Annotated in this window: 17 protein-coding genes; 8 read left to right on the forward strand and 9 right to left on the reverse strand. The window is 59.1% G+C overall.

All coding sequences use genetic code 11. From position 1 onward, the window contains the following. Positions 1 to 21: 21 nt before the first annotated feature. Entirely contained in the window at positions 22 to 327 is a 306-nt protein-coding gene (locus tag BFL40_RS25605) for a DUF2388 domain-containing protein (protein ID WP_071486548.1), read from the reverse strand. 201 nt (positions 328 to 528) lie between these two features. Here BFL40_RS25605 and dnaQ point away from each other — a divergent pair, with 201 nt between their 5' ends. The 3 genes from dnaQ to BFL40_RS25620 all read left to right on the forward strand — a co-directional run bounded on the left by dnaQ (position 529) and on the right by BFL40_RS25620 (position 4285). Further along, positions 529 to 1269 carry a DNA polymerase III subunit epsilon gene (dnaQ, locus tag BFL40_RS25610; RefSeq protein ID WP_408003991.1) on the forward strand — a complete coding sequence of 247 codons (741 nt, stop codon included), beginning with the start codon at positions 529 to 531 and terminating at the stop codon, positions 1267 to 1269. A 170-nt stretch (positions 1270 to 1439) separates the two neighbouring features. Beyond that, on the forward strand, positions 1440 to 3695 hold the full coding sequence (locus BFL40_RS25615) for an Orn/Lys/Arg family decarboxylase (RefSeq protein ID WP_071486550.1): 2256 nt from the start codon (positions 1440 to 1442) through the stop codon (positions 3693 to 3695). A gap of 20 nt (positions 3696 to 3715) precedes the next feature. Further along, entirely contained in the window at positions 3716 to 4285 is a 570-nt protein-coding gene (locus tag BFL40_RS25620; protein ID WP_071486570.1) for a GNAT family N-acetyltransferase, read from the forward strand. Here BFL40_RS25620 and BFL40_RS25625 read toward each other — a convergent pair. Then, the gene (locus BFL40_RS25625; protein ID WP_071486551.1) at positions 4282 to 5175 is read right to left on the reverse strand and encodes a LysR substrate-binding domain-containing protein; all 894 of its coding nucleotides are present in this window, start codon (positions 5173 to 5175) and stop codon (positions 4282 to 4284) included. The two genes, BFL40_RS25620 and BFL40_RS25625, sit on opposite strands and share 4 nt — an antisense overlap. A 153-nt stretch (positions 5176 to 5328) precedes the next feature. Between BFL40_RS25625 and gspG the strand changes: the two genes are divergently transcribed. Further along, positions 5329 to 5778 carry a type II secretion system major pseudopilin GspG gene (gene gspG / locus BFL40_RS25630; protein ID WP_071486552.1) on the forward strand — a complete coding sequence of 150 codons (450 nt, stop codon included), beginning with the start codon at positions 5329 to 5331 and terminating at the stop codon, positions 5776 to 5778. A 103-nt stretch (positions 5779 to 5881) separates the two neighbouring features. Beyond that, positions 5882 to 6226 carry a hypothetical protein gene (locus BFL40_RS25635; protein WP_071486553.1) on the forward strand — a complete coding sequence of 115 codons (345 nt, stop codon included), beginning with the start codon at positions 5882 to 5884 and terminating at the stop codon, positions 6224 to 6226. Positions 6227 to 6287: 61 nt separating this feature from the next. Here BFL40_RS25635 and BFL40_RS25640 read toward each other — a convergent pair whose 3' ends face one another. Then, entirely contained in the window at positions 6288 to 6524 is a 237-nt protein-coding gene (locus tag BFL40_RS25640; protein ID WP_071486554.1) for a hypothetical protein, read from the reverse strand. Between the two features lie 228 nt (positions 6525 to 6752). Here BFL40_RS25640 and BFL40_RS25645 point away from each other — a divergent pair, with 228 nt between their 5' ends. After that, the gene (locus BFL40_RS25645) at positions 6753 to 7310 is read left to right on the forward strand and encodes an NADPH-dependent FMN reductase (protein WP_071486555.1); all 558 of its coding nucleotides are present in this window, start codon (positions 6753 to 6755) and stop codon (positions 7308 to 7310) included. Positions 7311 to 7361: 51 nt separating this feature from the next. Here BFL40_RS25645 and poxB read toward each other — a convergent pair whose 3' ends face one another. After that, a complete protein-coding gene (poxB, locus tag BFL40_RS25650; RefSeq protein ID WP_071486556.1) occupies positions 7362 to 9086 on the reverse strand; it encodes a ubiquinone-dependent pyruvate dehydrogenase in 1725 nt (574 codons plus the stop codon). Between the two features lie 77 nt (positions 9087 to 9163). Further along, complete coding sequence (locus tag BFL40_RS25655) at positions 9164 to 10396, reverse strand: NADH:flavin oxidoreductase/NADH oxidase family protein (protein WP_071486557.1); 1233 nt, start codon at positions 10394 to 10396, stop codon at positions 9164 to 9166. 72 nt (positions 10397 to 10468) lie between these two features. Here BFL40_RS25655 and BFL40_RS25660 point away from each other — a divergent pair, with 72 nt between their 5' ends. Further along, positions 10469 to 10873 carry a MerR family transcriptional regulator gene (locus BFL40_RS25660; protein WP_071486558.1) on the forward strand — a complete coding sequence of 135 codons (405 nt, stop codon included), beginning with the start codon at positions 10469 to 10471 and terminating at the stop codon, positions 10871 to 10873. A 39-nt stretch (positions 10874 to 10912) separates the two neighbouring features. Here BFL40_RS25660 and BFL40_RS25665 read toward each other — a convergent pair whose 3' ends face one another. Both BFL40_RS25665 and BFL40_RS25670 read right to left on the reverse strand, forming a co-directional pair. Further along, entirely contained in the window at positions 10913 to 11407 is a 495-nt protein-coding gene (locus BFL40_RS25665; RefSeq protein WP_033902261.1) for a DUF934 domain-containing protein, read from the reverse strand. Continuing rightward, positions 11391 to 13049 carry a nitrite/sulfite reductase gene (locus BFL40_RS25670; RefSeq protein WP_071486559.1) on the reverse strand — a complete coding sequence of 553 codons (1659 nt, stop codon included), beginning with the start codon at positions 13047 to 13049 and terminating at the stop codon, positions 11391 to 11393. The genes BFL40_RS25665 and BFL40_RS25670 overlap by 17 nt, the downstream gene beginning before the upstream one ends. A gap of 422 nt (positions 13050 to 13471) precedes the next feature. Here BFL40_RS25670 and BFL40_RS25675 point away from each other — a divergent pair, with 422 nt between their 5' ends. Beyond that, positions 13472 to 14539: an ABC transporter substrate-binding protein gene (locus BFL40_RS25675; protein WP_071486560.1), complete on the forward strand. Its 1068-nt coding sequence runs from the start codon at positions 13472 to 13474 to the stop codon at positions 14537 to 14539. On the opposite strand, the gene BFL40_RS25680 is transcribed toward BFL40_RS25675, so the two are convergent. Next, on the reverse strand, positions 14536 to 14754 hold the full coding sequence (locus BFL40_RS25680; protein WP_071486561.1) for a DUF2970 domain-containing protein: 219 nt from the start codon (positions 14752 to 14754) through the stop codon (positions 14536 to 14538). The genes BFL40_RS25675 and BFL40_RS25680 overlap by 4 nt on opposite strands. 49 nt (positions 14755 to 14803) lie before the next feature. Further along, positions 14804 to 19555, reverse strand: a complete 4752-nt coding sequence (locus BFL40_RS25685) for a dermonecrotic toxin domain-containing protein (RefSeq protein ID WP_071486562.1) — start codon at positions 19553 to 19555, stop codon at positions 14804 to 14806. Positions 19556 to 19575: the final 20 nt, after the last annotated feature.

Here is a 19575-nt window from a genome sequence, read left to right on the forward strand (position 1 = left end):
AAACTCAGTGATCGACCTCGGTCACAGTACGAGGATTGCACGAGCGAGTTGGTCGTCCGTGCACTGCAAGTCTACCCGTGCGCGGCGGATGTGTTGGAACGCTGACTCAAGCTGCGCGCCGCGTATTCTACCTTGGCTTGCGACAAATGATGCAGCATCGGCCTTGGCCTCCAGCACGATCTTATCGTCCTTGAAGCTGCTGCTGGTGCCTTTGGTGGCGCTCATCGACAGGCTGACCAGAGCATCGGTCGTCATGACGAAACTGGTGGCCTGTGCACTTGCGGCGCTGAGCAGGCACAGTGTAAGCAGCCATTTAATGTTACGCATGAGTCTGAATATTCCGCATCAAGGAGAGGCGCGCAGGCTAGCAACGACACGTGCAATAAACTGCGGCAGGTTTGCTAAAGCTTGTAAAAAACTGTGGGTGTGCGCCCGTGGATTTGCGCCGTGGGTCGTTTCGATGGGAAGGCGTGTTAATATCCGCCCCTTGAAATGCACCGAACCGTTGAGAGCTGAGCCCTGATGGCCATCCGATCTGTTGTACTCGATACCGAAACCACCGGCATGCCGGTGACCGATGGCCACCGGATCATTGAAATCGGTTGTGTGGAGTTGATGGGTCGTCGCCTCACGGGTCGCCACTTCCACGTCTACCTGCAACCGGACCGTGACAGTGATGAAGGCGCGATTGGCGTCCACGGCATCACCGACGAATTCCTCAAGGGCAAGCCGCGCTTTGCCGAAGTGGCCGATGAGTTTTTCGAGTTCATCAACGGCGCCCAACTGATCATCCATAACGCGGCGTTCGACGTCGGCTTCATCAATAACGAATTTGCCCTGATGGGGCAGACGGACCGTGCGGATATCTCCCAGCACTGTTCGATCCTCGATACCTTGATGATGGCCCGTGAGCGTCACCCGGGCCAGCGCAACAGCCTCGATGCCTTGTGCAAACGTTATGGTGTCGACAACTCCGGCCGTGAACTGCACGGCGCCTTGCTCGACTCCGAGATTCTGGCTGACGTTTACCTGACCATGACCGGCGGGCAAACCAGCCTGTCCCTGGCCGGTAACGCCTCCGATGGCAGCGGCTCGGCGGAAGGCTCGGGTAACCGGGCTTCGGAAATTCGCCGCTTGCCGGCTGATCGCAAGCCCAGCGCCATTATCCGTGCCAGCGAGCAGGATATGGTTGAACATGCGCAACGGTTGGAAGCCATTGCCAAGTCGGCGGGTGCGCCAGCGTTGTGGTCGCAACTGACGCAGCAGTAACCACGGCCGAACACGATCAAATTGTCGCGATAGCGGTGTGTCAGTTATTACCGTTATCGTCGGCACGCCAGCTCCCACAGTTGACCTACAGCGTTTTCAACATCTTCATTCGCGTCATTCCATCCCAGCTTCTACCCTTGAGTGCATAGCCCTGCGGACTACAAGCACTCATGTACAAAGACCTGAAGTTCCCCGTTCTGATCGTGCACCGCGACATCAAGGCCGACACCGTTGCCGGTGATCGGGTCCGAGGCATTGCCAAAGAGTTGGAACAAGAGGGCTTCAGTATTTTTTCTGCTGTGGACTACGCCGAAGGCCGGCTGGTGGCATCTACCCATCATGGCCTCGCGTGCATGCTGATCGCCGCTGAGGGCGCCGGAGAAAACACCCATCTGCTGCAAAACATGGTCGAGTTGATCCGCCTGGCACGGGTGAGGGCGCCCAACCTGCCGATCTTCGCCCTGGGCGAGCAAGTCACCCTGGAAAACGCTCCGGCCGATGCGATGAGCGAGCTTAATCAACTGCGCGGCATTCTCTATCTGTTCGAAGACACCGTGCCGTTTCTGGCCAGGCAAGTCGCTCGCGCCGCTCGATCCTATCTCGACGGCTTGTTGCCGCCGTTCTTCAAAGCGCTGGTGCAGCACACCGCCGACTCCAATTACTCCTGGCACACTCCTGGCCATGGCGGCGGCGTGGCCTATCGCAAAAGCCCGGTGGGGCAGGCATTTCATCAGTTTTTTGGGGAAAACACCCTGCGTTCGGACTTGTCGGTTTCAGTGCCCGAGCTGGGCTCGCTGCTCGATCACACCGGGCCGTTGGCGGAGGCCGAAGCCCGTGCCGCGCGCAACTTTGGCGCCGATCACACGTTCTTCGTGATCAATGGGACGTCGACCGCCAACAAGATCGTCTGGCACTCCATGGTCGGCCGCGATGACTTGGTGCTGGTGGACCGCAACTGTCATAAGTCAGTGTTGCATTCGATCATCATGACCGGGGCTATCCCGCTGTACCTGTGCCCGGAGCGTAACGAGCTGGGCATCATCGGGCCGATTCCCTTGAGCGAATTCAGCCCTGAGTCGATCCGCGCCAAGATCGAAGCCAGCCCCTTGACCCGTGGTCGGTCACCGAAAGTGAAGATGGCGGTGGTCACCAATTCAACTTACGACGGGCTGTGCTACAACGCCGAGCTGATCAAGCAACAATTGGGTAACAGTGTCGAGGTGTTGCACTTTGACGAAGCCTGGTACGCCTATGCGGCGTTTCACGAGTTCTTCGCCGGGCGCTATGGCATGGGCACCTCGCGCACTCCTGACAGCCCACTGGTATTCACCACACACTCGACCCACAAGTTGCTGGCGGCGTTCAGTCAGGCTTCGATGATTCATGTGCAGGATGGCGGAGCGCGGCAATTGGACCGCGACCGTTTCAACGAAGCGTTCATGATGCATATCTCGACCTCGCCGCAATACAGCATCATCGCCTCGCTGGACGTGGCCTCGGCGATGATGGAAGGCCCGGCCGGGCGTTCGCTGTTGCAGGAAATGTTCGACGAGGCCCTGAGTTTTCGCCGAGCCCTGGCCAACTTGCGCCAGCATATCGCCGCTGAAGATTGGTGGTTTTCCATCTGGCAGCCGCCCTCGGTCGCAGGTATCGACCGGGTCGCCACCGCGGATTGGCTGCTGCAGCCTGAGGATGACTGGCATGGCTTTGGTGATGTGGCCGAAGATTACGTGCTGCTCGACCCGATCAAGGTGACGTTGGTGATGCCTGGCCTTAACGCCGGTGGCGCCTTGAGCGAGTGTGGCATTCCCGCTGCGGTGGTGAGTAAGTTTCTCTGGGAGCGCGGGTTGGTGGTGGAAAAGACCGGGTTGTATTCCTTTCTCGTGCTGTTCTCCATGGGGATCACCAAAGGCAAATGGAGTACCTTGCTCACCGAGTTGCTGGAGTTCAAGCGCAGCTACGATGCCAATGTCAGCCTGGCCAGTTGTTTGCCATCGGTATTTGCCCAAGGCCCTGTACGCTATCAAGGCCTGGGGTTGCGCGACCTGTGCGACCAATTGCACGGTTGCTATCGCAGCAATGCCACCGCCAAACACCTCAAGCGCATGTACACGGTCTTGCCGGAAATCGCGATGAAACCGGCCGACGCCTACGACCAATTGGTGAGAGGGGAAGTGGAGGCGGTATCGATTGACGCCTTGCCAGGGCGCATCGCAGCCGTGATGCTAGTGCCTTATCCGCCGGGCATTCCGTTGATCATGCCCGGCGAGCGCTTTACCGAGTCGACGCGATCGATCATCGACTACCTGGCGTTTGCTCGTACGTTCGATAGCAGTTTCCCCGGTTTTGTCGCCGATGTTCATGGATTGCAGCACGAAGACGACGGCAGTGGTCGTTGTTACACCGTCGATTGCATCAAAGGTTAAGGAAGGTTATGCAAGCTGTAATGAACCCGAAGTATCCGGGGCTCAGTGTACGGGTCGCCGACGAGGGCTTTGATGCCTATGTGTGGGGCAATGATTTCAGTTTTGAGGTCAGTGCCTACGGCGTGCCGGAGATAGGTAAGCCCGTCGATCAATGGGCCGTGGAGCGCATCGTGCCGTACCGCAAGTGTTATGGCATCGACCCGGAGGAGTTCGCCAGTTTTCGCGATGCGCCTGACAGCGCGATTTTTATGGCGTACCTCGATGATCGTCCGGTGGGGCATATTGTGGTCAGCACCAATTGGAATGGCTTTGCCCATGTCGATGAGCTGGCGGTGGCCTTGCCCGGGCGCCGTCACGGCGTAGCCAAGGCATTGCTGGATGTGGCGCAGTTCTGGAGTCGCAAGAAAAACCTGCCGGGTATGATGCTGGAAACCCAGAACAACAACCTCGGTGCCTGCCGCCTGTATGAGCGTTGCGGGTATGTGATGGGCGGGATCGATCAACTGCGTTATCGCGGGATTGATCCGCAAACCCGCGAAGTGGCGATTTTCTGGTATCGGTTGTTCAAGACGGAAGTCGAGCAGCCCTAACTTGCCAACAGGCTCTCAGCCTTCTGCGTGACAACCTCCAGCAATGCATTCAATGCAGGAGAGGTCGCGCCATCCTTGAGCGTCAATGCATACAGGTTGACCATGATCGGTGGCGACACCGGGCACGCATCCAACCCGGCCTCCCGTGCGCCGAAGGCGGTAAACGGGTCGACAATCGCCAGGCCTTCCCCGGCCTCCACCATGCTGCGCATCATCTGGTAGGTCTGCACCCGGGTTTGCACTACCGGCAGCGGGCGCAGCGTTTGCAACTTGGCGTCCAGCAGGCGGCTCAACGGGTCTTGCCCCTCAAGTCCAATCATTGATTGCCCGGCCAAGTCCTGCAGCGCAATGTACTTTTGCTTGGGTTTGAGCCAGCCGTGAGGCGCGAGCAATTGCAGCTTACCCTGGGCCAGGACGGTGCTTTGGATTTGCGGGTGTTGCGGGTCATGCAAGCTCAAACCCACATCGGCTTCGTGCAGCAGCAGGCTCTTGACGATCTCTCGAGTCGGCTGGCTCGACAGATTGCACGGTGTGTCCTGGAAGCGTCGACGCAGTACCGCAATGCTTTGCGGCAACAGCTGATTGGCCAGCGGTGGGGTGCACAGGGCACGCAGGGTTGGGGCCTGATGGTGTTTCAAGCGGCTGGCCAGGCGTTGCACGGGTTCCAGCGCTTCATAGAGGTGGGCGATTTCAGCCTGCAGCTCAAGGGTTTCGCGTGTTGCTTGCAAACGCCCGCGCACACTGGCAAATAGCATGAAGCCCAATTGCTGCTCGGCATCCTTGAGCGTGGCGTCGACATCGCCCACGGGGAGTTGCAACCATTCGGCGGCCGTGCCGAGGTGTCCGGTCTGCAAGATGGCCTGAATCACTTCGATATGACGTAAACGCATCGCCGGAGTCTATGTTCAGTGCGGTAGGGATTCAATGGCTGGGCAAAAAAGAACACAGGTGTAGGTGTCATCTACCGTTAAGCGTGTTCGCCACTGCAACCTGCGAGTCATATAAAGTGTGTAATAACCGACGAACAATGAGGGAGCGTTGCAATGTCCGGCAAAACCGCAGTAATTGACCGCTTGCACACCCAGCGTGGTTTTACACGCTGGGCGGTGCTGGTGTTGTTGGTCGTCATCGGGCTACTGGCCTTGTCGGTGGGGCCACGGCTGTTCGGCAATGTGATTCAGGCGGAGATAGCCTTGGCGAAGACCCAGCTGGGCGCGTTGGGCAAAGCTGTCGAGCAATTTCACCAGGACACCGGGCGCTACCCCGAGGACGAGGAGGGGCTGGAGGCATTAGCCACGCAACCGGCAGGCGAAGCGAAATGGAAGGGGCCTTACATCAACGAAGACCAACTGGCCGACCCTTGGGGTGTTGCCTATCAGTATCACTATCCACCGACCCAGCTTAATACGCCCTTCGACCTGTTCTCGTTCGGTAAAGATCGCACGTTGGGTGGTGTAGGGGATAACAAGGATATTGCCTACGGCGACCACTGATTCATCTGGTATTCCCCATTGACCTGATTAGAATGGCGCTTCTGATCATCAACGACCAATGCCGGTTACTCGGCACTTACAACAAAAACAGGTCTGGTCTCATATGCCTCTACCCTTGATCTTCTTCGGGGTAACGGCCAAGCAACTTATGGTCCTGGTGACCGTGGGGTGTGCGGCTGCTTATCTCTTCAATAATCACGATGAACACACCCCGGAAAACCTCGCACTTGAGGCGTTTATCCGTTCCCAGGAACAGGTCGGCGAGCAGGTGGGGGCGGTGCTGGAGATTGCGTTAGTCAGGCAGGTAGTTGCGTACCCTGGGTACAACTCGCCGGGTTACACGCGTTCGGTGTATGCCGTCGAGGGCGAGAGAGGGCGGCTGGTGGTGACGCTCAAACAGATGGGTGGCGGAGCGGGTACTGAAGTGACGGAGATCCGCAGACCTTGATCGCCCGGCTCAGTCGACGCCATCAATGGCCGAGACTGAGCAGGTAGATTAAGGCGAGATCTTATGACGCGAGGGTAGTTGCTGATTCACGGACAATAATGGTGCCCGACTGAATCAACTTGAACTCATTACCCTCCAGTTTTTCTACGCGGTCGCCAATGGCCAATTTGTAGGTGGTGGTAGGCATCGAGCCAGCCTGGCTGTCCTGCGCCGGGTTGGATTCCTGGAACTCATGCACCGAATACACGCGGCCTTCCGCGTCTCTGGCATGGAACTGTCCGACAAGTACTGCAGCCATCTGTTTAGAACCTCTGGAGATAAACACTCGATTTGCGGTTCTGTAGACCGTCATTGAGCGGGGTAGTTTACCTATGGGAAAAAAATACTATTCGTTGAAACGTTCAGACGTTTCCTACGTTAGCTGCCGCGCGGCAAGCCCTTGGGAAATCATCAAAACTTGCTGGTGAACACGCCGTGAAGGTTCTATAACTACAAGCTCCTTTAGTCAGACGTCGGGAAAACCTCAATGAGCAAGGTCTACACGATTGCCGTCCTGGTTGGCAGCTTGAGAAAACAGTCGATCAACCGCAAGGTCGCCCTGGCATTGGCCGAACTGGCCCCTGCCAACCTCAAGTTGAACATTGTGGAAATTGGCGATTTGCCGCTCTACAACGAGGACATCGACCAAGGAGCGCCGCCCGCAGCCTACAGTACTTTCCGTAAACAGGTGAGCTCATCCGACGCGGTGCTGTTTGTGACCCCGGAATACAACCGTTCCGTGCCCGCCCCGTTGAAGAACGCAATTGACGTAGGCTCCCGCCCATACGGGCAAAGCGCCTGGAGCGGCAAGCCGGGGGCGGTCATCAGTGTGTCACCGGGTGCCGTTGGCGGCTTCGGCGCCAACCACCATCTGCGCCAGTCCCTGGTGTTCCTCGATGTGCCGTGCATGCAACAGCCGGAAGCCTACTTGGGCGGCGCGGGCAGTGTGTTTGATGAGGCAGGCAAGCTGTCGGAAAAGACCAAGCCGTTCTTGCAGGCGTTCATTGATGCCTACGCTAAATGGGTTGAAAAACAGCAGGGTTAACTGGCACTGATGTTTAATGTGGGAGCAGGCAAGCCAGCTCCCACATTCAGATCAGCGCAGCCAGTTAGTCCGTGCTAGCTCAATGACCTCATCGCCACGCCCGCTCATCACCGCCTTGAGCATATACAGGCTGAAACCCTTGGCTTGTTCCAGCTTGATGCTCGGCGGCATCACCAACTCCTGGGTCGCCGTCACCACATCCACCAACACCGGGCCGTTATGGGCCAGGGCGCGGCGCAGGGCGGGCTCCAAGTCTTCGGATTGCTCCACGCGAATGCCCAGGATACCCATGGCGTTGGACATGGCTGCGAAGTCCGGGTTTTTCAGCTCGGTGCCAGTATCCAAGTAGCCCGCTGCTTTCATTTCCATGGCGACGAAACCGAGTGACGAGTTATCAAACACGATAATTTTCACCGGCAGTTTCAACTGCGCCAGGGAGATGAAATCCCCCATCAGCATGGCGAAACCGCCGTCACCGGAAAGCGAGATCACCTGCCGCCCAGGGAAGGCCGCTTGCGCGCCGATCGCCTGAGGCATGGCGTTGGCCATGGAACCGTGGTTGAACGAGCCGATCAGACGGCGCTTGCCGTTCATCTTCAAATAACGCGCGGCCCAGACGGTTGGCGAGCCCACATCGGCCGTGAAGATCGCATCATCGTCCGCCAACTCACTGAGCAAACGCGCCACGTATTGCGGATGGATCGGCCGGTCAGCCTTGGACGGCTGCGCCAGGTCATCCAGGCCCTGGCGAGCCTTTTCATAGTGCTTCAACGAGGTGTCGAGGAAGCTGCGATCAGTCTTGCGGGTCAGGCGTGGTAGCAGCGCGTCTATGGTTTCGCTGACATCGGCCGCAATGCCCAGGTCCAGGGTGGTACGGCGTCCTAGCGCCTGTGGGTTACGGTCTATCTGGATGATTTTCGCATCGGTCGGGTAGAACTGCCGATAGGGGAAGTCGGTACCGAGCATGATCAGCGTGTCGCAGTTGAGCATGGCGTGGTAACCCGAGCTGAAACCGATCAGGCCGGTCATGCCCACATCAAACGGGTTGTCCCACTCCACATGCTCTTTGCCGCGCAAGGCGTGAACCACCGGCGCTCCCAGGGCGTCGGCCAGGGCCACCACGTGATCATGGGCCCCGGCACAACCGCTGCCGCACAGCAGGGTGACGTTCTGGCTGCTGTCGAGGATTTCGGTAAGGCGTTGCAGATCCTGTTCTGCTGGTAACGCGCGTGGCGCGTGCAGGGCCGGCCAAGGTTTGAGTGTGTTTTCGACTTCCAGCAGCGAGATATCGCCGGGAATCACCACCACCGCTACGCCACGATTGAGGATCGCCGAACGCATGGCACGGTGCAGCACCTGAGGCATTTGCGCGGGGTTGGTCACCAGCTCGATAAAGTGACTGCATTCCTTGAACAACTCCTGGGGATGGGTTTCCTGAAAGTAATTCAGGCCGATCTCCGAGGACGGAATTTGCGCGGCAATCGCCAGCACCGGCACATGGTTGCGATGACAGTCGAACAGGCCATTGATCAGATGCAGGTTGCCCGGCCCGCAGCTGCCGGCGCACACCGTCAGCTCACCGGTGACAGCGGCTTCGGCACCGGCGGCAAACGCAGCCACTTCTTCGTGGCGCACATGCATCCACTCGATGCTGTCCATGGTGCGCAGGGCGTCGGTCAGGCCGTTGAGGCTGTCGCCGGTCAGGCCCCAGATGCGCTTGATGCCCGCCTGTTCAAGGGTGTTCGCCAATTGCTGGGCCAAGTTGATTTTCGCCATGAGGAACTCCAATCGTCAGTGAGGTGAATAGCTGCTGATCAGTAGAGGACAGTTCGAGCACGGCGAATGCTCCGCCTTTAATGTGAAGATTGCGTCATGGCGGCACGGTATTGACGGGTGCGGCGTGCAGAGAGCCACTGGTCGCGGATCAGTGCCCACCACGGCGCGACGTTCGGGTTGGGTTGGCGTCCCTGGCTCAGGCGTCGCAGTTGGTAGTGCACCACAGCCATGGTAGCGAGGGAGGCCAGTGGTTTGCGTTTCCAGCGGATCGGTTGCAGCTGTGGGCTGAGGTCGCGACCCTCACGCCAGTGTTTGATCAGTTGCGGTTCCAGGGTCAACGCCGTGGCAATACCGGCCATGGCGATACCGCTGTCCAGCACCTGTTGCACCACCGGCAAACGGCGGATACCGCCGGTGACCATTACCGGCATCTTGGCGATGGCGGCCAGTTCGCTGGCCATTTCGAGAAAATACGCTTCACGCGCCAGAGTGCGGCCATCGCGCGCTTCGCCTTGCATGGCGGGTGCTTCGTAGCTGCCGCCGGACAATTCCAGCAGGTCAATGGGCAACGAGTTGAGCAACTCGACCACGGCACGCGCATCGGCCGCGTCGAAGCCACCGCGCTGGAAGTCAGCCGAGTTGAGTTTCACGGCCACACAAAATGACGGGCTGACGCTGGCACGCACAGCCTTGATCACCTCCAGCAGCAAGCGCGCGCGGTTCTCCAGGGCGCCGCCCCAGCGGTCGGTGCGTTTGTTGCTGAGTGGCGAGAGAAACTGGCTGAGCAAGTAGCCGTGGGCCGCATGAATTTGTACTCCGGTAAACCCGGCTTTTTCCGCCAGGCGTGCGCTGGTGGCGAAGCGGGTGATCACGCTTTGAATGTCGCCCTCGGTCATGGCCTTGGGCTTGGCAAACATCTTCGAAAAGCCACCAAGGTCAAGCGCAACGGCGGAAGGCGCCAATGCTTGCTGGCCCAGGTTGGCCATGGTCTGGCGTCCCGGATGGTTGAGTTGCACCCAGAAGTGCACACCCTTGGCCCGTGCAATGTCAGCCCATTCGCGGAAGCTGTCCAGGTGCTGTTCGTCTTCCAGCGCAACGCCGCCAGGCCCAGTCATGGCGCGGCGATCGATCATCACGTTGCCGGTCAGCAACAGGCCGGGCTCGCCGTCTGCCCACGCCTTGTACAGTCGCTTCAAACCACGGGATGGCGCTTGGTGGACATCCGCCATGTTCTCTTCCATCGCCGCCTTGGCGATACGATTGGTGAGGACCTGGCCGTTGGGCAGTTGCAAGGGTTCAAAGGGTGACATGGGTTGACTCCTGGGACGGGGAGGCCTCAGGCTAAGCTTAAAGTTAACTTTAATGTCAAGCAGGGCGTGGCGATGAATATCGGCGAGTTGGCAAAACAGAGCGGTCTGGCGGCGTCGCGTATTCGCTTCTATGAAGCCGAGGGGCTGATCAGCCAGGTGGGTCGCCAGACAAACGGCTATCGGCGTTATGCCCCGGAGGCATTGCACACCCTGCAACTGATCCAGAGCGCACAACAGGCCGGGTTTACCTTGCAGGAGCTTAAAACGCTGATGCCGACCAAGGGCGAGCACAAGCGGGAGGAGCTGATTGAAGGGCTGGAGCGCAAGGTGGCGCAGATTGAGGTGATGCAGGCGCAACTGGCGCACAACAAGGCCCAATTGCTGTGCGTGATTGAGGCGGTTCGAGCACAGCCCGAAGGCGTGCCGTGTTCAGTGGGGCAGCAGCAGGTGCTGGCGTCGATTAAATGCAATTCATAAAAAAGCCCTGGCATGCCAGGGCTTTTTCATTTGCAAGGTTTAGCGACGACGGAACAGCGGCAGCGGTTCATCCGTTGCGGCCTGGTACGTCACCGAAAAGTCCTTGAGGCTTTCCAGCGCTTCGTATGGGTCTTTGTCGGCGCGCAAGGCGAAGGCATCGAACCCACAGCGGCGCAGGTAGAACAGTTGGTCGCGTAGCACGTCGCCAATCGCCCGCAGTTCGCCCTTGTAACCATAACGGTCACGCAGCAGGCGCGCGTTGGAGTAGTTGCGACCGTCGGTGAAGGCCGGGAAGTTCAGGGCGATGACCTGGAAGTGTTCCACATCGTCACCGATCTCTTCGGCTTCTTCTTCGGCGTCCAACCACACGCCCAGGCCGCCGTCGCGGGCCTTGAGGGCATGCGCGTGCTCACGCCACAGGGCCAACGGCACGATCAAGTCATCGCAGTTGGAAATACCGTCGAAGCTCGCGTCTTTAGGCAGCAGGTGCCAGGTTTCGTCGAGGACTTCGTTGTTCTTAATGATTCGCTGCATAGACGCGCTCCTTGAACAGGTCGATGCCGATGCGCTGGTAGGTATCGATGAAACGCTCATCTTCGGTGCGCTGTTCGATGTAAACGTCGATCAACTTGCCGATCACCTCGGGCATGGCTTCCTGGGCGAAGGACGGGCCGAGGATCTTGCCCAGGCTCGCATCGCGGCTGGCGCTGCCACCCAGGGACACTTGATAGAATTCTTCGCCTTTCTTGTCCACGCCCAGGATGCCGATATGGCCGACGTGGTGGTGACCACAGGCGTTCATGCAACCGGAAATGTTCAGGTCCAGCTCGCCGATGTCGAACAGGTAGTCCAGGTCGTCGAAACGGCGTTGGATCGATTCGGCAATCGGGATCGACTTGGCGTTGGCCAGGGAGCAGAAGTCACCGCCAGGGCAGCAGATGATGTCGGTCAACAGACCGATGTTCGGCGTGGCGAAACCGCCTTCGCGCAGTTCGCCCCACAGGGTGAACAGTTGGCTCTGCTCAACGTCCGCGAGGATGATGTTCTGCTCGTGGGAGGTGCGCAGTTGGCCGAAGCTGTAGCGGTCGGCCAGGTCGGCGACGGCGTCCAGCTGCTTGTCGGTGATATCGCCCGGTGCAACGCCTGTAGGTTTCAGCGACAGGGTGACCGCGACATAGCCTGGCTGCTTGTGCGCCAGAGTGTTGCGGGTGCGCCAGCGGGCGAAGCCTGGGTGTTGCTGGTCGAGGCTGTTGAGTTCGGCATCCTGATTGCTCAGGGCTTTGTACTGCGGGTCGACGAAGTGCTTGGCCACACGGTGGACTTCGGCTTCGGTCAGGGTGGTCTGCCCGCCGCGCAGGTGTTCCATTTCAGCGTCGACCTTCTGGGCGAACACCTCAGGGGTCAGCGCTTTTACCAGGATCTTGATCCGGGCCTTGTACTTGTTGTCACGACGACCATAGCGGTTGTAGACCCGCAGGATGGCGTCGAGGTAGCTCAACAGGTCCTGCCATGGCAGGAATTCGTTGATGAAGGCGCCGACGACCGGAGTACGGCCCAGGCCACCCCCCACCAATACACGGAAGCCCAACTCACCGGCTGCGTTGTGCACCGGCTCCAGGCCGATGTCGTGCACTTCGATTGCGGCACGGTCCGAGGTCGAGCCATTGATGGCGATCTTGAACTTACGCGGCAGGTAGGCGAATTCCGGGTGGAAGGTGGTCCACTGGCGGACGATTTCACACCAAGGGCGTGGGTCGATCAGTTCGTCGGCGGCAACACCGGCGAATTGGTCGGTGGTCACGTTGCGCAGGCAGTTACCGCTGGTCTGGATAGCGTGCATCTGCACGGTGGCCAATTCAGCCAGGATGTCTGGCACATCTTCCAGCGCCGGCCAGTTGAACTGTACGTTCTGGCGAGTACTGATGTGGGCATAGCCTTTGTCGAAGTCACGGGCAATCTTGGCCATCATGCGCGTCTGGCGCGACGTCAGCTGGCCATAGGGCACGGCCACCCGCAGCATCGGCGCAAAGCGCTGAACATAAAGGCCATTTTGCAGGCGCAGAGGGCGGAACTCTTCTTCGCTCAGCTCACCTGCCAGGTAGCGTCGGGTCTGATCACGGAACTGCTTGACGCGGTCCTCGATGATGCGCTGATCGTATTCGTCGTATACGTACATATAGGTCCTGTTCTCGGCAAATCTGCGCGCACGGCCGCGCACTCCCAACGGAGCCGGCGCACGATACCAGTTTGCGTTTATGCGCAAAAGTGATGTTTGAGTATATGCAAATAACCAAATCGACTAATGAGAACCGTTATCGCCATACCCACATTTGTCATGCGGGCAATCGTCAACTTTACTGTGATCGTGTTTGACTGCAATCACCTATAAAACCGACAAGAGGCGATGCGATGAGCAATTCAACCAAAGCCCGTAAACCTGACAGTACCGTTGATGCCTGGGCCATTTTGTTTTTGATAATCCTGGTGGTGGGAACTGCCGTTTTCTGGGTTAGCCACCAATAAAGAGCGCTGATTGAGCCTCGATTGACTGTCGCATTGCCACTATCATGGTGGTCAACGCTCAAGGCTTGAACAAGCATGTTGAAGGTTCTGATTACGTGTGTGTGGTTGCTGGGATCGATGTATGGGGCGATGGCCCATGCCACGTCGGTGGTGTTTCTCAATCCTGGCACGTCGACGGAAACCTTCTGGGTCAGCTACGCGCAATTCATGCAGGCCGCCGCCAAGGACCTCGGCCTGGATTTGCGTGTGCGTTTTTCGGAGCGTGATGCGCGAAACACCCTGGCCCAGGCTCGGGAGGCATTGCAAGGCGCCGAACGGCCCGATTACCTAGTGCTGGTGAATGAGCAATATGTCGCCCCGCAGATCTTGCGCATGGCCCAGGGCAGCGGGGTCAAGTTGCTGATCGTGAATAACGCGTTGACCCCCGATCAAGTGCAATTGCTGGATGCCCGCGATGACGCCTCGTGGATTGTCAGCTTGGTGGCCGACGACGAGCAGGCCGGCTACCTGATGCTCACCGACTTGCTGCGCCAGCATCGCGCGCTTGCGCCGGGCGAGTCCCTCGACCTGCTGGCCTTTTCCGGGGTCAAGAACACTCCGGCCGCGCAGTTGCGTGAGCGGGGCTTGCACCGCGCTTTGGCCCAACACCCTGAAGTGCGCCTGCGTCAGTTGGTTTACGGTGAGTGGAGCCGCCAGCGCGCCTTTGAGCAAGCAACGCAGTTGTTCAAGCGTTACCCGCAGACGGCGCTGGTGTGGTCGGCCAACGATGAAATGGCACTGGGTGCCATGCAGGCCCTGCAAGACAGCGGCCGAACGCAGGGAAAAGAGGTGCTGTTCAGCGCGCTTAACAGCTCGCCTGAAATACTGAAGGCGCGTCTGGATGGGCGTCTAACGACGTTGGTCGCTGGGCATTTCACCCTGGGCGGGTGGGCGATGGTGCTGATCAATGATGATGCCAAGGGCGTCGACATCGGTGCTTATGGCGGGCGCGACCGCCAGGAGGCGTTGTTTCAACTGATCAACCCCACCCAGGCTCAACGCCTGCTGGAGCCGACCGCGACGGTGAATTTCCGGGCGTTGTCCGCCGTGGGCAAGCCGCTGTCTTACCGCTATCCGTTTAGCCTGAACCTGTTGCTGCGCTAGACGCCGGCAAAGTGCAGTACCAGTTGCACGATGCCGAACAGCATCAGCGCAAACACCGCCGTGAACAGAATGCCCAGTATCACAAAGTGGCTGGGCTTGCCGTGGGTGAAGTCGCGGGCGCGGTTCTTGCCGCTCTGCACGCCAAAGGCGGCGGCCATGACGCTGTGGAGCATCTGCCAGAAGGTTGGCGGTTTGTTATCGATTGGATCTTCCATAATGGCCTCGTTTCCCAAACCCTGCTCCACAGCATAGTCAATCTGCCGCTCAGCGCTTTGGCGGCTCCAGGTTCAAGAACAGCTCGCGATCCAGTGGTGGGTTGATCACGGCTTTTTCCAGTGTCACCACCTGGTGGTTGTTTTCACGGGCCTGTTCTATCAACTGTTTGCGTGTGAACAGGCGCTCCTCTTTGGTTTTCAAGTGGCCGAACGCAGGTTGCAACGCCGGCGTGTTAGCGCTCGGGTAATGAAAGTGCGCGTACCACAACACAGTGTCCTCGGCTTTCTTTCCAGCCTTGATCGCGCTTTTGTCACGTATCGCGTACTCGGTAAGGAAATCGCCAGCCTTCAACGGCGCGCGGCGGCGTACCAAGTTGATGTCGACGAAACCGTGCTTCCACAGGTACGCGATATTGGCAGCCCTGGGGCGTTGCTGTTTGTAGCCTTCGCTGCACAGTTCCCGTGCCAGCGCTAGCAAGGCTCTGGATTCGTCGCGATAAGCCTTTACCAATACGCCAGCGTCCCCATGGGTGGAGTGGTCACGCTGGACCTCGTTGGCCAGGCCTTCAAGCTGATTGGCCAGCGGGGTCAGCATCTCTTCCCACTCCAGAGGCCGGATTTCTTCTCGACGGGTCGGGTCCTGAAGTTTTCTCTGCTGGGCGCGGATGGTGTGCTCGACCCCAGGCCTGCGACCAATGATGTTTCGTGCTTCATTCCTGATCGTCTCGACCGTGCGCACCACATGTGCTGGAAGTGGTCCTGGCGTGGCGGCCGGGACTACTTCGACCCACACGCCTTCGGCAGCGTGTTCAAGGTAAGTCGCGACGACTGTTTTGCTGATAGGGTTCTGAATATCGACACGCCTGCCAGGGTTATCCGGCGAAGCGGGGCGTAAGTCGCCCACCAGCACTTCGCGGCCGCGTGTCTTGAACACGATTTTGGTGGGTGGCTTGACGCGTGTAAATCTGGCGGCATTGGGTAATGGGGCGAACCCTTCATCCACCAGGATCAAATCAGCCAATTGGGTTTCAAGGCCGCTGCGGGCTTCCCCGAGATGCTCCAGAAACAATGTTCGATATTCTTCGCGCACGAACCCGGAATCCATTTCCTTCAGCGATACCACGGCGTTCTGTAGGCGTTCGTACAGGTCCAGTACGCCCTTGAGTACCTCCGATTGCTCGGAGGTCGAGTAGTCGGCGGTGCCGTAGACTTCTGCGTAGGACAAGATGACCTTGTCCCTGTTGAGGTCCGACAATTCTGCGACGAAAGGATATTCGGCCGACTCACGGGTGTGGTGGTCACGCCTTAACACCAGCTCTGACAGGAACAACAAGGTGTTCTGTTTGATGCCGACCGAAGAAATAGGTGCGTAATCGGGTTTTTCATCCTGCAGGAATTTGCGCAGTGCCGGGTCTGCCTGTTGGCGCAGGGTTTCGATTCTTTGCGCTGGCTCATGCATCTGTTGGAATATCTCAAGCAACGCTTTCCAGAAGCGCAACAGTTCCTCATAGCCGTCGGTAATGTTTTGCGCCAGTTCGGCACTGGATCGCTCCTTGAGTTCGCTGATGCTTTCACCGCGCGCGGTTTCATAGGTGTCTGAAAACTTTTGTAGTTGGATATCGTAGAGTGCCCCCCAGTGACTCTGGATGTAACTTTTGGCGATGTCGCGCATGCGCTTGTGTTTCTGATCCTTTCTATCGATTGCCATCAAGGCCTCAGCCTTGGCCAGGTACTGTTGTGCAACTGGAAAATACTCTCTGGTATTGGCCAGGTAGTTGTCGATGGCGAGGTCGAATTCAACACTGGCTTGTGCGGTCAGTTGCTGTTGCTGTTGATGTCGTTCGGCGACTCTGTCCCGTAGTGCTGGAAGCGCCCTGCCGAGCAGGACCCAGATCCGCCGCAGATCCTGCTTCTGCGCGACCAGCTTTGCGCGGGCGACATTCACGGCCTCTAGAAAGGGCTGGGCATTGTTGTCATTGTCCACCAGTTGTTTACCCAGCGTCGCCAGCTCGGCGCTCAGTACCTTGACCTGTTCATCATGCTGTTTCTGCCATTCGCCGAGGCGTTCCTTGGGCATTCCACCCTCCAGGTGTAGCCGTCGGTCCAGTCGCCAATGGCCCTGGCCGTCGCTGGTCAATTTGAACCCCGGACGCAGAGGGTGCAGTGGATGCACCAGGTAGACCTCCGCGAAGCCGGGTATCACGCTGACTTGAAACAACAATCCGCCGACGCTGGCATGCCAGGTGTCGCCGATACGGTACAGGCCCTTGAGCGGGCCGCTGGCTTTGGCGGTCGGCAGCGACGCTGGCCATGGCACACTCACTTGGAGCAGGGCCTGCAACAGGTTTGCACTGGCCTTTGGGCTGGCAAGCGACTGGATGAAGTCCAGTGCGGTATGCCCGCTTGCCGGCGGCTCACCCGGCAGTGCCACTCCCCCCTGTTTGATGACCGGCGTATCTGACTCGTGGGCCGTGCCCGCCGGTCTGGCCCATGAGGCCAAGTGCAGCGTGTTATCACCTTGGGAAAGGGGTTCCAGTGGCTTTGGCGTAGCGCTGCCATGCAGCAGCACCATGGCACAATTGAGCAGCAGGTCGATCAGTGCCAGTTCCCGGGTGGTCGGGTCGGTGCTGTCCAGCCCTGCCAGATCCTGTTCCAGGCTGTCGACCAACACCAGGAACCATCCGGCCAGCATCGCTGGCCCGCGCACCAATGGCAGCAGCAGGGTGTTGAATAACAGCCACGCGCCTTCCATCACAATGGCCCAGCGGCTTTCGCTGTTGGACACCGATTCGCGGTCGGCCAAATCAACCAGCGCCCTTGCGGTGCTGCCGAACAAGTGGTTGGGCAGCAGGCCATTGAGCTGGGACTGCAACCATTCCTCTGCCCCGTCGTCCACGGCCAGAGAGGCAGGGGCTGGTTTGTCCGGCGTCGAGAACTCGTCGCCGTGGAGGAATCGGATGATGTGCGGTTCCTTGATCCCGCCATGGGCGTAGATCGGTCGCGCCTGGTCGCTCAGCCAGATCAATACGCTGTCTTGGAGCTCACCCGGTGCGGCGATCGCGTCGAGCAAGGCCTGGCGTGTAGGGAATTCGTGCAGTGCCTCGGCGTACAGTGGCCGATAGAGCAGGTGCGGGCCAATGCTTGCGTCACGTGGCTCGATGATAAACATGTTGTTCGCAGGGTCCGGCACGGACTCGGCTTTGCGGCGTAGTGCCAGGGGCCGCAGGACCACTTCCTTGTCGTCAACTATCCGATCCGCAGGCGAATCTGCCATCAGCGCTTTCACGTATCGATAGCCCGTGGTGGTCACCCCGTACAGACCTCGGATCTTGAACTCCAGTGCCTGCATGGGCAGCCTGGCCTTGAGTTCGTGCACAAACAGCAACTCCCGGCGACGCGCATCGACGCTGTCGCTCAGTAGCAGGTCCTTGAGCTTCTGCGGGTAGGCGCTGCCAATATCGACGCGCTGGATCAGCCCGTCACTGCTCATCAAGTAGTTTTCCGTCAGCCACGCTGGCAGTGGTTTCCCGCTGAGGGACGATAATGTCAGCGCGCCCTTGGGTTTGCCGGCAAGGTTCTTCAGCGCAAACGCGGTGAGTGACAGGCGCACATGGGTGATAAACCCGGCGCCACCGGGATAGCCTGCCGCTACGGCGAAGTTCAGCGATACATCGTCGGGGTCGAGCTCGCCATGATCGGCACGCATCTGTTCGCGCAGCGCCTCGCGACTGAAGAGCAGGATATTTTCAATACCTTCGTTGAATGTGCGGCCCTGGTTCTGTTTCAGTACCTGTGCCATGTCCTGCAAGTGGCGGTGATAGGCAAAGCGATCGTCCGCGCCGGCTTGCTTGAGCCACTCGGGAAGCCGACTGTTCACTTGGTTGAAAAGAGCAGGGGGCACCGTAAGGCTGGAGAAAAGCAACGCGGGGTCCGTGAGTCTATTCAGGTGCGCCTCCAGTACGGCTTCGCTTGGCTGCTGGAACGACACTCGGGCGAGGTCTTCCAGTTGCTGGTTGAGAATCAGGCCGGCCTGGCGCTCGAACACATTGTCATCGGGTTCGTTGCGCCGCCAGGTGAGGCTGTCGAACTGAAAGCGGCGTTTCATCCGCTCCCCCCAAGCGGCACCGAAAGCATCGATATCATCGAATCCCGTCATCTCACCGCTGGTTTCGCACAACAGCACCTGCCTGCCGCGTACCAGCAGTAGATCCGGGGTGAGCAACTGCACTTGTCGGCCGGCCTGGGTCAGGGTTGTTTCGACGAAGTAAACGTAGACCGCCGGGGTGGAGCGGGACATTCGTCTGTGTACCTGCGGCCAGCGGGCGACGAGGGACAGCATTTCCCGGTGTGCCTCGCTCAGGCCCGGCCCCCCGGTTGCCGCGGCACTCATCTGGCCATTGAGCCACTCGGCCAGCCACTGCCAGCGGCTGCTGCCGTGGCTGTCGGTGACACTCCAGTAATCCACCAGGGCCTGTTGGAAGTGGATGTACAGCGTGGCGGGCAGTGCGTCGATGAGGCCAGCCAACACTGTCATGTCGATAGTGGGCGTAGACAGGCGCTGGGGCGGGTTTTGCGTGAGAAAGCCCGTTTGCAGGCCCAGTGGTTGCGGGTTCAATACGTGAGCGATAGCGACGTTCAGCAGCAGCTCGAACGTAAAGCCACCTGCAGGTTGCGGGCGAGCCAGCTTGACCGTCAGCAGGTCCAGCGTCGGGAAATGCGTACGCAGTGCGTTGAACACTACGGATATCAGGGTCGGGCGTGTTGCAAAACGTTCGTGAATGGCTTGGGCGGGAGTGGGCATGACGAAATCCTTTTTCCTGG

The organism is Pseudomonas costantinii, assembly GCF_001870435.1.
Classification (GTDB): Bacteria; Pseudomonadota; Gammaproteobacteria; order Pseudomonadales; family Pseudomonadaceae; genus Aquipseudomonas; species Aquipseudomonas costantinii.